General features: G+C 44.7%; 13 protein-coding genes. 9 read left to right on the forward strand and 4 right to left on the reverse strand.

What is annotated here, in order from left to right:
* Positions 1–29: 29 nt before the first annotated feature.
* Entirely contained in the window at positions 30–1,019 is a 990-nt protein-coding gene (locus AC6RV6_RS26470; RefSeq protein ID WP_500243892.1) for a M48 family metallopeptidase, read from the reverse strand.
* A gap of 252 nt (positions 1,020–1,271) precedes the next feature.
* Here AC6RV6_RS26470 and AC6RV6_RS26475 point away from each other — a divergent pair, with 252 nt between their 5' ends.
* On the forward strand, positions 1,272–2,249 hold the full coding sequence (locus tag AC6RV6_RS26475; protein WP_500243893.1) for a pentapeptide repeat-containing protein: 978 nt from the start codon (positions 1,272–1,274) through the stop codon (positions 2,247–2,249).
* Positions 2,250–2,418: 169 nt separating this feature from the next.
* On the opposite strand, the gene AC6RV6_RS26480 is transcribed toward AC6RV6_RS26475, so the two are convergent.
* On the reverse strand, positions 2,419–3,666 hold the full coding sequence (locus AC6RV6_RS26480) for a Zn-dependent hydrolase (RefSeq protein WP_500243894.1): 1,248 nt from the start codon (positions 3,664–3,666) through the stop codon (positions 2,419–2,421).
* A 235-nt stretch (positions 3,667–3,901) separates the two neighbouring features.
* Here AC6RV6_RS26480 and AC6RV6_RS26485 point away from each other — a divergent pair, with 235 nt between their 5' ends.
* The 6 genes from AC6RV6_RS26485 to AC6RV6_RS26510 all read left to right on the forward strand — a co-directional run bounded on the left by AC6RV6_RS26485 (position 3,902) and on the right by AC6RV6_RS26510 (position 9,161).
* Complete coding sequence (locus tag AC6RV6_RS26485) at positions 3,902–4,246, forward strand: hypothetical protein (protein WP_500243895.1); 345 nt, start codon at positions 3,902–3,904, stop codon at positions 4,244–4,246.
* A 43-nt stretch (positions 4,247–4,289) separates the two neighbouring features.
* Positions 4,290–6,179, forward strand: coding sequence for an asparagine synthetase B family protein (locus AC6RV6_RS26490; protein WP_500243896.1), 1,890 nt, complete (start codon positions 4,290–4,292; stop codon positions 6,177–6,179).
* Between the two features lie 224 nt (positions 6,180–6,403).
* Positions 6,404–7,669: an RNA-guided endonuclease InsQ/TnpB family protein gene (locus tag AC6RV6_RS26495; RefSeq protein WP_500243897.1), complete on the forward strand. Its 1,266-nt coding sequence runs from the start codon at positions 6,404–6,406 to the stop codon at positions 7,667–7,669.
* A 102-nt stretch (positions 7,670–7,771) separates the two neighbouring features.
* Complete coding sequence (locus AC6RV6_RS26500) at positions 7,772–7,921, forward strand: hypothetical protein (protein ID WP_500243898.1); 150 nt, start codon at positions 7,772–7,774, stop codon at positions 7,919–7,921.
* Between the two features lie 52 nt (positions 7,922–7,973).
* The gene (locus AC6RV6_RS26505; protein ID WP_500243899.1) at positions 7,974–8,123 is read left to right on the forward strand and encodes a hypothetical protein; all 150 of its coding nucleotides are present in this window, start codon (positions 7,974–7,976) and stop codon (positions 8,121–8,123) included.
* Between the two features lie 18 nt (positions 8,124–8,141).
* Positions 8,142–9,161 (forward strand): nucleoside/nucleotide kinase family protein, encoded by a 1,020-nt coding sequence (locus tag AC6RV6_RS26510; RefSeq protein WP_500243900.1) that lies wholly within the window; start codon positions 8,142–8,144, stop codon positions 9,159–9,161.
* Between the two features lie 61 nt (positions 9,162–9,222).
* Here the strand turns inward: AC6RV6_RS26510 and mscL are convergent, their stop codons facing one another.
* Both mscL and AC6RV6_RS26520 read right to left on the reverse strand, forming a co-directional pair.
* Complete coding sequence (gene mscL / locus AC6RV6_RS26515; RefSeq protein WP_500243901.1) at positions 9,223–9,657, reverse strand: large conductance mechanosensitive channel protein MscL; 435 nt, start codon at positions 9,655–9,657, stop codon at positions 9,223–9,225.
* A gap of 296 nt (positions 9,658–9,953) precedes the next feature.
* Positions 9,954–10,301, reverse strand: a complete 348-nt coding sequence (locus tag AC6RV6_RS26520; RefSeq protein ID WP_500243902.1) for a hypothetical protein — start codon at positions 10,299–10,301, stop codon at positions 9,954–9,956.
* Between the two features lie 264 nt (positions 10,302–10,565).
* On the opposite strand from AC6RV6_RS26520, the gene AC6RV6_RS26525 reads away from it, so the two are divergent.
* Positions 10,566–11,552 (forward strand): glutathione S-transferase family protein, encoded by a 987-nt coding sequence (locus tag AC6RV6_RS26525; protein WP_500243903.1) that lies wholly within the window; start codon positions 10,566–10,568, stop codon positions 11,550–11,552.
* Positions 11,553–11,760: 208 nt separating this feature from the next.
* Positions 11,761–12,606 carry a substrate-binding domain-containing protein gene (locus tag AC6RV6_RS26530; RefSeq protein WP_500243904.1) on the forward strand — a complete coding sequence of 282 codons (846 nt, stop codon included), beginning with the start codon at positions 11,761–11,763 and terminating at the stop codon, positions 12,604–12,606.
* Positions 12,607–12,818: the final 212 nt, after the last annotated feature.

Genomic DNA, 12,818 nt, shown 5'->3' on the forward strand with positions numbered 1-12,818 from the left:
TTATTAGCAATAATATTAATGACAAACTATTACCATGAAGAGAGAAAACCCCATTCTTCTGTAGGTTTCAAATCGGCAAAACTGGTTTCGTGTAGAAGGGCTTCGTATTCTCCAGATTTGTACCATTTTAAAAGCTCTGATGTTCGCATCACCGACCAAGGATACATTTCCTCATTCATGAAACTGAACATTTTAGAAAGGGCATTGAAATTATCGAAATCCGTTTCAAACTCCCGCGCCTGTTCGACAAAATCTTCAACGACGACGGGGGTAATATAATGTTTGGCAACACCAGTAAGTTGAATTAAACTGGTTATGGCGGCTCTAATATTTTGACAGGTTAATAATCCGGCGCGATCGGCGGTTAATGTGGACATCATAACCCAATTATAGAGAGCGAATTGAATGCCACTGGTTGCTAAACCGCTAATGCCCATTGTCGTCCGATTGAGTAATGTGCCTAAAGTGGGTAAAATCGTTGCAGTTTGGTGATAAAGTAAATGCTGGCTTTTAATATGAGCGAGTTCGTGACCGATAATATACAATAATTCTTCAGGATCGAAAGATTTAAACACATTCATCCCAAAGCAAATAATCGGTTTTTCTACGCCAATTGTATAAGAGTCTCGCAGGCCTCGAAATAAATAAACTTCTGGAATCGATTCTATTTCTAGAATTTGGCAGGCATGAGTGAGGGTTTGATAAAAATCAGGGAAACTTCGAGACGTGACTCTGAGATAACTGCCTGCGTGTTGTAATCTGAGTTGGCGATCGATGCCGTATTCGTTAATTTTTTTAAAGAGTAATGACATGCCGGGCATTTTCTTTAATGATTCTAAGGCTTTGCGATCGAAGGGATGTTCGTAGGCATCTGCTGTTAATCCCGTTAACACTGTTTTATCGGGTTGAGAGACAACCAAAGAACCCGCGATCGCTTTATGAGCATCTACGGGGGCTAAATTGCTGTCCAAATTAGCATCAAGGGCAAATGAGTCTCGATCTTCAGTGTTAATACTCATCAGGCAAAGATAATTTGATTAAAATTGTGACAATCTTCCGCCAATTTTAATCGATACCTCACCCATCCTGAGAGAAGATTTCCGGGTCGCGATGAGTTTGAGGGATTATTTTCTGGTTTTCCTCTCTCTCTGGCAAGATTTTTAACGCATTTCGCAGAAATAGCGATCGCATTCTAAGGAATTTATTAGAATTTTCCCAGTCGCCAGCCAACTTTGATAAGCTGGGGAACTAATCCCCTATAAGAGCGGTTTATGAAAAAAAATCGGGATTACCACTATCGTGTATTGGGATTGCAACCGGGTGCCTCTTGGGAGGAGGTTAACCAAGCCTATAAAAGCTTAGCTTTTCTGTGGCATCCCGATCGCCAGCCCAAAGATGATCCTCTGCTGTTGGAAAAAGCAGAAGGAAAAATTAAGGAGATCAATGAAGCGCGAGATTATTTGCGATCGCTTTCTCCCAAACATCGCACTCATTCTGCCGATCGCTCTCAACCTCCTCGCGATCCCTATCGCAGTTATGCTTATACCTCGAGCGATCGCGCGAGTTATGGCTCTTATGGCTATAGTGCCAGCGATCGCAATGGTCACAGTTCTCAGAAAAATCACTCTCAGAAAAACTATTCTCAGAAAACCTATTCTCAGAAAACCTATACATCGAGCAATCGCAACGATAACAGTTACGCTTGTTACGAAAACCATCATTATCGCCAGCATAGCGATCGCGTCCAGCGAACTCCGACATACGAAAGTACTACAAGTTCCCCTGTAGAACGGTCTCCAGATCGCTATCCCGATAGTAATCATTATGCTTCCTCGCAACCTGTTACCGAGCGATCGCCGCAAGAGCGCTATAAAAGACCTGCTTTTGCCGATCTGGCAGGGGCAGATTTACAAGGCGCAAATCTCCAAGAAAAAGACCTTGCTGGCAGAAATTTACAAGCTGCTAACTTAACAGGAGCTAATTTAAGCGATGGTTTTTTACACGGTACCAATTTTGAGCGGGCAAATTTGCAGAATGCCAATTTATTTCGGGCTAATTTATTGCAAGCAAATCTCAAGGATGCCAATTTAGAAGGTGCGAATTTAATTGGTGCAGATTTGAGTGGTTCGGACTTGCGGGGGGCAAATTTAAAAAATGCGAAAATGGGAACCGGCGATCGCTGGTTTGTCAAGCTTACCGGGGCAAAATTAACCGGAGCAACGCTACCAGACGGAAGAATTGCAGCCTAGTTTATGAAAATATTGTTTAACATTCTAAGGCAGCAATAATGCGATCGAAGCGGAATTCTGCAAGCATCTTTGCTAAAGTTTCTGCTAACTCGCTTTGGCGAATGCGCCCTTGAAATTGTCCATAAACGTGGCTTTTGCAGCCAAGTTTGCATTCGAAGTCCGAAAACCATTAAGTTGAATAATATCGATCTAATTGTAACAGGGTGGCTAATAAGACCTCGACACCGCGAACGCATTCTTCGGGAGAAGTATGTTCTTCTTCTGCGTGGCTGACTCCCCCGGAAGAAGGAACGAAAATCATGCCCATCTCGGTAATATTGGCCATTTCCTGTGCGTCGTGACTGGCACGACTGGGAAGGTAGGTATAACTCAATTTCATTTGTTCACAAGAACGAGCGAGCGCTTGCTGAATGTGAGGCTCAGCGAGGGCGGGTTCGAGATGCAAACGCGGGAGGAAGGACATTTTCGTGTCAGTGGCAATGGCGATCTCTTCTAAACGCAGGCGCAATTGTACCAACAGGCGATCGATATGCTGGCTGGATAAATCGCGCAGATCCAAGCTCATTTCTACATTTCCCGGTACCACATTGGCCGCATTGGGATAAACTTGCAATTGCCCAACGGTCGCCACCTGCTGTCCGAGGGTATTGCCAATTTCATTCACCGCTAAAACCACCTTAGAAGCGGCAACAAGGGCATCGCGACGCATATACATAGGAGTCGTCCCAGCATGGTTGGCACTCCCCTCAACATGGATTTTAAAGCGCCTCTGGCCGACGATTCCTTCCACGATGCCGATTTCCTTTTGCATGGATTCTAAAACGGGACCTTGTTCTACGTGCAGTTCGATAAAAGCGGCGATCGCGCCGGCTTCTCGTTTTGCTGTAGCGATCGCATCCCAGTTTCCTCCAATGCGTTGCAAACAAGTTTGAATATCGCAGCCATCGGGACGGCGATAATAGTCGGGATCTCTGACAACATTTCCTGACATTGCTTTTGAGCCGATAGTACTGCTCTCTTCATCAGTAAAAACAATGACCTCAAAAGCGCGATCGAATTGTAAATTTTTGTCTCGTAACGCCCGCACTATTTCCAACCCGGCTAAAACCCCCAATGCACCATCGTAACGTCCCCCACTCGGCACCGTATCGAGATGCGATCCCGTGGCTAAAGCCGGAAGTTCGGGGAATTTCCCGGCATATCTGCCAATGAGATTGCCAGCCGCATCGATCCGGACCTTCATGCCTGCATCTTGCAGCCATTGTTTGACCAAATTGCGCCCGTGGATATCTTCTGGAGTATAGGCAATGCGGCGGACACCGCCTTGAGGAAGGCGACCGATCGCGGCAAGATCGGTAATACTTTGGAGGAAGCGATCGCGGTTAATACTCGAAGGTTGTAGTGCGGTACGGATCATCGCAATATATTTCTCAACAAAATTTTTCTCGATTCAATAAAAAGTTTAAACTAAAGGGCAAGAGCAATCCGTAGCTCAGATGATTTGCGCGATCGCCTTCTCGTTCCGTAAATAAACGGGCATAATAGTAAATAGCGCTATCAAATTCAGCCAAATGGCTTAAATGCGCCTTGTTTTTTGGATTTTTTCGCTCTTTCTTTTCTTCTCGAATTACTGCTGCTTCCCTCTTGAACTCATGTCAGTATCTTCTCCCAGTCACAACCGAAGCGCTTTTCCTCTCGATCTGATTCGTTTTAGCGCGAGGGTGGAAGCAGAACGTACTTTGAGGAAATTGCCGCGACCCTCTTGGCGCACCGAACAAGCACTCTATGAGGGAGAATATCACGGCGCTCAGTTAATGCCCTTGAAAACCCGCGATCTCAGTGCTTTGGCCAAACTTTTTGAGGAAGATGATATTGAAGCGATCGATAAGGATGTTTGTCTGGCTTTAACATTACTCTGGCCCGAACCGGTTTGGGGGGACGATCCCTTCGATCTTTTCGACGAGGGGAATCTGGACTTTCTCTCAGAATTTCTTTAACAGTTATCAGTTATCAGTTATCAGTTACCAGTAGAGACGTTGCATGCAACGTCCGTACACCAGTTATCAGTTACCAGTTATCAATCCCATGAGTGGTATTTGTGGAATTTTTCGGCGCGATCGCCAGCCGATCGATGAGGGGCTTTTACAAAAATTGGCGAATTTTCTCACCGATCGCGCACCGGATAGACAAGGCATTTGGCGGGGCGATCGCGTGGGTTTGGGGCATACTTTATTGATAACTACCGATGAGTCGATCGCGGAGCAACAACCCTTGACTCTTGACGGTAAAACTTGTATTACGGCAGACCTTCGCTTAGATGGACGCAAGGATCTCGCGGCCAAATTGCGCGGCCAAGGATGTGAGATCGCCAAGAATGCCCCTGATGTGCTTCTTCTTCTCCACGCTTATCAAATTTGGGGGGAAGATTGCTTGCATCACTTAATGGGAGTTTTTGCGTTTGCCCTTTGGGACGATCGCGCTCAAAAGTTATTCTGCGCCCGCGATCGCCTCGGGGTTAAACCCTTCTTTTATGCCGATCTAGGGAATATTTTCTTATTTAGCAATACCCTTAACTGTTTGCGCTTGCATCCCAAAGTTTCTGCCAGTTTACAGGAAGAAGCGATCGCAGATTTTCTCCTCTTTGGCTTCAACCAAAACCCGCAAACGACTACTTTTAAAGATATTCAACGCTTACCGGGAGGTCATTGTCTTTCCGTTAGCGATCGCTTCGTTTTACGTCGTTATTGGACGCTTCCGGTACCGGAAATGCTGCGTTATCGACACCCAGAAACCTACATCGAACAGTTCCAAAGTTTGTTAGATGAAGCCGTCAGCGATCGCTTGCGAAGTTCAAAAGCAGGTATCTTTTTTAGCGGCGGCCTCGATTCTACCAGTATCGCCGCCACTGCCCTCGATGTTGCCCGCAAGGAGAATTCTAACCTCGATCTGCAAGGATTCAGCGTCATTTATCGCGATCGCATTCCCGATCGCGAGGAAAAATACGCTCAATTGGCTGCAGATGCCCTCATGATGCCCCTCCATTATCTCATTGCCGACGATTACTCGCTCTTTCAAGATTGGGAACTTCCCCATCTGCAAACCCCCGAACCTTGTCTCAACCCGTTTCCCCTACAAGATGAACATCAATACCGACAAATCGCCGCCCATAGCCGTATCGGACTATATGGTCAAGGTGGAGATGAAGCCTTAAGAACCTCAAAGGTAATGGAGGTATGGGGGAAAATTCCGACAATTGACCTGTTGGCAGATTTAATCAACTGTATGGCGAGAAATTTACAACCGCAATGGGGAACTGGACTTTTTGGGAAATTGAAGCATTTGAGAAAGAGAAATAATCAGGAAGATGGCTATCCCGACTGGTTCGATCGCGATTTTGAAAAACGCTGGCAGTTACGCGATCGCTGGCGGAATGCCCAAACTGCCGTTCAATCTCCCCATCCCTTTCGTCCCAAAGCCTATCGAGATTTGCTGCAACCCATGTGGATGCTCGAATTTGAAACATCAGATCCCGGATTTACTGGCGTTCCCCTCGAGATCCGCTTGCCTTTTTTAGATCTACGTCTCTTAAACTATTTACTCGCCTTACCGCCTTTCCCGTGGTTTATTCAGAAGGAACTAGAACGAAAAACCCTATTTTGGCGCAGGCAGCAAAGCGATCGCCATCGTTTGCCCCTCGCGATCGAACGTCGCCCTAAAACCCCCCTCGCCGGACAACCATTTTACACCTTTCTCCAAGGTGGCTGCAGTCCTTGGGAGGCGTTGACGGAAATTGAGGCGATCGATGCTTATGTGGATGTCGGCAAACTCCTGCAAGTCACCCACTCGGAACAATTAACAGTTTATACGGCGTGGTGCAGTTTGCGCCCTCTCAGTCTGGGGCGTTGGTTGCAAAAATCTGGGCAAAAATAGAAAGCACCATTCCCTTTCTTGGCTTCTTGCCAAGCCAGACTTTGATAGATCGAGAGATTTCGCTCTTCCAACTAAATGTCGCGAGGGGTCTCCCGTTAGAATCTGTGATTTAGCGGGAGAGGAATCGCGACCAACAAAGGAAATCGAGCGGTAGCGAGTCAACTTCCCCGTTAAATTCAACTAACAAAACTGACCAATGAAAAGCGATAAGCTATAATGACAATATGATTCTAACTTACTGCTACCGAATTAAACCGACCCGAGAACAGGCAGAAAAGATTGATTATTGGCTAGAACTCTTACGTCGCCATTGGAACTATGCCTTGGGTCAACGATATGACTACTTGAGACAAACCCGCTCTCAAGTAGATCGGTGCAGTTTGGTGTCCTCATCAATTGGAGAAATCCCGGAATCTGTAAATTACTACACTCAACAAGCGGCACTTAAAGAAACAAAAATCCTCTTTCCCGATTACAAGGAAATCTACTCAGAAGTGCAACAAATCAATCTACAAAGATTAGATAAAGCCTGGAAAAAATGGAGAGTTCCAGACAAGAAGGGAAAGCGTGGAGGACGACCGAGGTTTAAAAAAGCAGGACAGTTGAGATCGTTTGAGTTTTCACGGGTTAACCACCCGAAAGCTACGATGAAGTTTGATGGGAAAAATTTGATAACGACGCGATTGGGGATAATTCCGGTTATCGTTCACCGTCCGATTCCCGAAGGGTTTGAACTGAAAACCGCATCCATTGTCAAGAAAGCAGATGGTTATTATGTCTGTTTGACGGCGAAAGATGAACAAGTCCCTGAACCCTTGCCATTAGATAAAGTCAAGACAGCAGTAGGGATTGATGTGGGATTAAAAGAATTCTTAACCACATCGGAGGGTGAAACCGTTCCCATTCAGCAAACCTATCGCAAGGCACAGAATCATTTAGCACGTCAGCAAAGGAGATTAAAGAACAAAACAAAAGGGTCAAAAAACTATCAAAAACAACAAAACAAGATTGCCAGAATTCATCAACGAATTCAGCGACAAAGAAAAGATTTTCAATACAAAATAGCAAACTGGTTAACGAGGTGTTATGACTTAATTGCTGTTGAAGATTTAAACATCAAAGGACTGGCGAGAACTCGATTAGCTAAAAGTGTTCTTGATGCAGCATGGGGACAATTTATCACTATCTTAGAAGCAGTGGCAGTCAAATGCGGCGTTCGGGTAGTCAAGGTGAATCCTCATGGCACAAGTCAAGATTGTAGCGGCTGTGGTACGAAAGTCCCGAAAACTCTCTCGGTTCGCACTCATGAATGCCCGAAATGCGGACTAACGATGGACAGAGACGAAAACGCGGCAATTAACATTTTGCATCGGGCATGGGAAGATTTACAAGCGGTGGGTCTCATCGCTTCTGCTTGTGGAGGCTTAGACGATAGTCAGCCCGTGAAGCAAGAAACTGCAAAGAACTGGGTTCAACTCAGTCTCTTTTGAAGCTCCCGCTAGAGTCCGAAGGACTTAGCGGTGAGAGAACGTCACAACCTAAAAATATCTGCTAAGAAATACTAAAGAAAAATTTTTGAGGAACAAGTCACCATGTCAACCCAGCCCAATTCCCGACGACCCTATCAAAAACCTCAACTCAGGACATACGGGGATATCAAAACCTTAACCCGAAACTTCGATGCGGAAGGCATTGCGCCCGACGGCGCGGGCATGGGTGCCGTTCCCAATAAAACCAATTAACGAAAAAATCTGCTAAGACAGATGCAAGAGCATTTTTGCGGAGCAAGTCACCATGTCAACCCATCCAAGCCTCAGATCGTCCTATCAGAAACCCCAGTTAAAAAGGTATGGCGATATCAAAACCCTCACTCAAAATTTTGCGGTTGAAGGAATTGCTCCCGATGGTCCTGGAATGGCTGCCGTTCCCAATAAAACCGATTAAATCAATGGGTCATCGGTAATGGGAATATTTACTTATCGAATTTGCGGACTGACCCTCTCGACTCATCTTCTCCTTCCCGGTTTAGTGCCTTTAACAACTGCGGAACTGTTGTCGCAAACATCCCGACCCGTGAAGATACAGTTGAGGATATTTCCCGCTTTGGCGCAATTTCGGCGGGAAATATGGTATTCGAGTTCGTCGAATTACGAAACAGGCAAGCCTAATTTACAAGTTTGGCAATGTTTCGATCGCGAATCCCCAGAAAACACGCTATTTTATTGGCAATATGGCGATGCAACTGAGTTTTTGATTCAGCGATCGCCTTTGCAAATTTGGGCAAACTGGCCGAATTCTCTCACTTTAGAAGATACGGCAACCTATCTTTTGGGACCTGTTCTCGCTTTTGTTCTGCGGTTACAAGGAATATTTTGCTTGCATGCTAGTGCGATCGCCATTGCCGGACGCGCGATCGCTTTTGTCGGGACGGCAGGGGCGGGAAAATCCACAACGGCGGCGGCTTTTGCCCAACGCGGTCATCCCATACTCTCGGATGATGTGGTAGCGTTACATTGGCGAGAAAATATTCCTTACGTGCATCCGGCTTATCCTCGCTTGCGATTGTGGCCGGAATCTGTGGGATTTCTTTATGGCGATCGCGATCGACTTCCCGCGATCGTTCCCACGAATCCAACATGGGATAAACGTTACTTAGATTTAACCCAAGAAAAATATTCCTTTCAGTCCGCCTCACTTCCTTTGTCACAAATATATCTTTTGCAAACGCGACAATCTGAAAATGCCCCGAGAATTGAGGAAATTTCCTCTCGAGAGGCAGCGATCGCTCTCATTGCCAATACTTCAACCAACTATCTTCTCGATCGCGACTTGAGAAAGGCAGAGTTTGTCAGTTTGACGCGTTTGTTGGCACAAATTCCCGTTAAGAAATTATATCCTCACGGCAACCCTGCTCAATTAGAAGAATTGGTGGCAATGATTGTGGAGAATGAGGAGAAAAGTCAAAACAGACCTCTCCCCTGAACTACTCCCAATCCTATAGCCAATGCAAGGATAAATGCGATCGCTCAAATTCCTTGTCAGTCTAGGTTTTTTGCTCCATGACTTGTGTGAGCCTTTCAACAGCTTGGGTCAAATTTTCTTGTGCCACAATTGACGGATCGGGAGTCGGTTCCGGTGCCGCGATCGCTTCTTCTCGGGTCATGCGTTTTTGGGCATTTTCAAAACTACGAACCACCAGAAACATACAAAAAGCGATGACGATAAAGTTCAAAATTGCTGCCAAAAACAAACCATATTGAATGCCTCCAGCCGCTAAATTTTCCAGCTTATCGACTTGAGCCGCTTGCATTGCTGGATTTAAGATAAGCGGAGTAATGATATTTTCTACGAATGAAGTGACGATCTTGCCAAATGCGCCCCCAATAATGACAGCAACAGCCAAGTCAATTACATTCCCGCGCATAATAAAATCGCGAAAATCACCGATCAATGTACGCTTTCCATTACGAGATGTCATTGTTTTACCTCAAGTTTTAGGATAGAATTGATTGTTTAAAAGAAGATTATGATTGATTCATTCATTAATCTATCTTGAAATAATATCTGTTTCTTGTCGAATTAACAACTCAAAAAGACCGTATGAAAAATTGAGTCGTGAAAAATTGAGTCAATTGGGTAGAACGAAGTGAAACCCAACCTTATCGCTAGAAATCATTGAGTTGAGAGACAAAATCTAAGCCGCTAATCTGTGATGAGTATTCCAGCTAATTTAATATAAGATCGAGATAAGGGGAATTTCCGCAATCTCGATCTCTAGTCCATTCTACCTGATAAAACCAAATAAATCGAGCCGGGTAGCCAAAATAAGAAAACGATTGGATATTGGGAAAAATTTTGTTGTCGAAATCCCTCAATGATAATAAAAATACATCCTGAAACACCGATCGCACCGATAATTCGTAGAGTAATAGGACGAGATTTAGGAAAGAAGCACATACAGGCGATCGCACCAAGGACTAAAGCAAAAAAGACTCCTTCAGCAATGAATTGAAAATAGCGATCGGGAGGTAAAATTGCTAATCGTTCGGGATAATCCCAAAACAGTAAAATACCTGCAAGGAGAGTAAGTAAGCCGAGAATATTCCAAACTGTTTGGCTCATGATGAGTTGACTCGATTATAACTTTTAGGCTTCGGCCGTGCTACATTCTAATTTGTTAAAATATGTTGGCAATGATAAAAAAGTATTTCCCTGTTATAACAAATATACTTGTAAATTTATATTCCATGTGTTCCATTCATCCTCAGAAACCCAAGACGGTACGCGAAAACCAATCAGATTCATTTTGGGTTCGCTGGCTATGTCAAGATAGTTTTAAATGCGATCGCGCAGGACTGCAAAAATAATATTTTCAGGAGAAGAATTATGGGACTTTTAGTAGACGGTATTTGGCAGGATCGATGGTACGACACGACCAGCACAGGAGGGCGATTCCTTCGCAAAGCCTCACAGTTTCGTAATTGGGTGACTGCTGACGGCAGCCCCGGATCTACAGGGAAAGGGGGTTTTAAGGCAGAATCGGGACGCTATCATCTCTATGTCTCCTATGCCTGTCCTTGGGCGCATCGGACGCTGATTTTCCGCGCTCTCAAGGGATTGGAAGAGATGATTTCCCTATCCGTCGTACATTGGTTGATGGGCGATCGCGGTTGGACATTTGCACCCGGTGAAGGGGCGATCGCCGATCCTCTGTTTAATGCCGAGGTTTTACACGAAATCTATACCCATGCCGATCCTAAATATACGGGACGGGTGACGGTGCCGATTCTCTGGGACAAACAGGCTCAAACGATCGTGAATAATGAATCCTCAGAAATTATTCGGATGTTTAATAGTGCCTTCGATCGTATCGGTGCAAAACCGGGAGACTATTATCCTCAAGAATTGCGCTCGGAAATCGATGCGGTGAACGATCGCATTTACAATACCGTTAACAATGGGGTGTATAAATGCGGATTTGCCACGACCCAAGAAGCCTACGAAGAGGCAATAAAACCCTTATTTAATACTCTGAATTGGCTCGAAGAGCGCCTCTCGAAACAACGCTATCTTGTCGGCGATCGCGTTACAGAAGCAGATTGGCGGCTATTCACCACCCTCGTGCGCTTCGATCCAGTCTATGTGGGGCATTTCAAGTGCAATATTCGCCGCATCGTCGATTATCCCCATCTCTGGGGCTATATTCGCGATCTCTACCAAACTCCCGGTGTCGCAGAAACCGTTAATTTTGTACACATTAAAGGGCATTATTACGAGAGCCATAAAACCATCAATCCGACGGGAATTGTTCCCATCGGCCCGGAAATTGATTTCATGGCTCCCCATCATCGAGACGTTGAATATTCTAGCTAAAATTGCCACGATTTTTCGCGCCATTTTAAAGACAATTTAGGCAATTCAACCCGTACTCAAGAGCTATATCGGCAAGACAGAGCTTCTTGAGTGCGATAGGAATGCTTTTGCTCGCTCAATTCGCGACTCGATGACATACTAATAGAGTAGGTCTCCCATCGATCGCCGAACTTAACGCGAGAAATGGCCTTGACTCATATTCAAATCAATGGCGATCGCTATCATGAAATTCTCTAACACTTTAAAATTACTCGGAATTGTCATTCTTTGCGTACAAGGTTGTCTGTCGAATGACTCTAATAATGTATCGCTAACACAACAAGAAATTAAAATTGGCGGTTCGGTTGAAACCTACGAAATTTTAGAAGAACTGGCCGAAGTCTATCAAGAAAAATCTCAAGCCGTTGAATTTAAGTTTTTACCCAACAGTCAAACCAGTGGTGGCATTCAAGGAGTTAAAGATAAGATTGTAGATATTGGTGCCGTCGGTCGTCCTCTGACAACAGAAGAACAGAGCCAAGCTCTTGAATATCAAGTTCTTGCTCAAAATGCTTTGGTTGTTGTTACTCATCAAAGTATCGGGAATGTGACAGATTTAACCACGGAGCAATTACAAGGAATTTATCGCGGAGAGATTAAAAACTGGCAAGAGATTGGCGGAGAAAATGCCCCGATCTTTCTCATTGATATTCCTGAAGATGAAAGCGAAAAACAACTCCTACGAGAGCATTATTTAGGAGAAGATTTAGAAATTACCCCAGACGCGATTTTATTGACCGACGACGCACAGGCTTTAGACGCGATCGCAACCACAGAATACAGCATCGGCACAATCCCGATCTCAGAGGAAATTGCAGCATTACCGGTTAATGTTCTGAGCTTAGATGGTATCGAACCCACGTCAGAAAATATCGAGGACGGACATTATAAAATGACACAAACCTTAGGTATGGTATTTGCTTCGGATCGCGTCCCTCCCGTTGGCGATTTTATTGATTTCATCTTGAGTGAAGTAGGACGCGAGACAATCGAAGAATTTACAGATGATGATTAGATTGAGAATCAACAAAAAATTTCTCAGTTTGACCAAAATAATAAGATTTTAAGCCTCCTGCTTTAGCGATCGCTACTGTTCGCCGATCGCTGTTCGCTGAACTGTCAGCAGAAAATCAAAATAGCAGTCAATCTTAAAAGTAAATTGATTTCATAGGTGGGGTCTACCGAAGTTGTTGTGCTAAAAAGAGATAAATAGTACAGTAAAAATGA

This window comes from Spirulina sp. LEGE 11439, from assembly GCF_059821285.1.

Bases quoted from the DNA above. Each gene is read 5' to 3' on its own strand.
- AC6RV6_RS26485 (WP_500243895.1), top strand. From the start codon at position 3,902: ATGTCAGTATCTTCTCCCAGTCACAACCGAAGCGCTTTTCCTCTCGAT.
- AC6RV6_RS26525 (WP_500243903.1), top strand. From the start codon at position 10,566: ATGGGACTTTTAGTAGACGGTATTTGGCAGGATCGATGGTACGACACG.
- AC6RV6_RS26505 (WP_500243899.1), top strand. From the start codon at position 7,974: ATGTCAACCCATCCAAGCCTCAGATCGTCCTATCAGAAACCCCAGTTA.
- mscL (WP_500243901.1), bottom strand. From the start codon at position 9,657: ATGACATCTCGTAATGGAAAGCGTACATTGATCGGTGATTTTCGCGAT.
- AC6RV6_RS26520 (WP_500243902.1), bottom strand. From the start codon at position 10,301: ATGAGCCAAACAGTTTGGAATATTCTCGGCTTACTTACTCTCCTTGCA.
- AC6RV6_RS26500 (WP_500243898.1), top strand. From the start codon at position 7,772: ATGTCAACCCAGCCCAATTCCCGACGACCCTATCAAAAACCTCAACTC.
- AC6RV6_RS26495 (WP_500243897.1), top strand. From the start codon at position 6,404: ATGATTCTAACTTACTGCTACCGAATTAAACCGACCCGAGAACAGGCA.
- AC6RV6_RS26510 (WP_500243900.1), top strand. From the start codon at position 8,142: ATGGGAATATTTACTTATCGAATTTGCGGACTGACCCTCTCGACTCAT.
- AC6RV6_RS26530 (WP_500243904.1), top strand. From the start codon at position 11,761: ATGGCGATCGCTATCATGAAATTCTCTAACACTTTAAAATTACTCGGA.
- AC6RV6_RS26475 (WP_500243893.1), top strand. From the start codon at position 1,272: ATGAAAAAAAATCGGGATTACCACTATCGTGTATTGGGATTGCAACCG.
- AC6RV6_RS26480 (WP_500243894.1), bottom strand. From the start codon at position 3,666: ATGATCCGTACCGCACTACAACCTTCGAGTATTAACCGCGATCGCTTC.
- AC6RV6_RS26490 (WP_500243896.1), top strand. From the start codon at position 4,290: ATGCAACGTCCGTACACCAGTTATCAGTTACCAGTTATCAATCCCATG.
- AC6RV6_RS26470 (WP_500243892.1), bottom strand. From the start codon at position 1,019: ATGAGTATTAACACTGAAGATCGAGACTCATTTGCCCTTGATGCTAAT.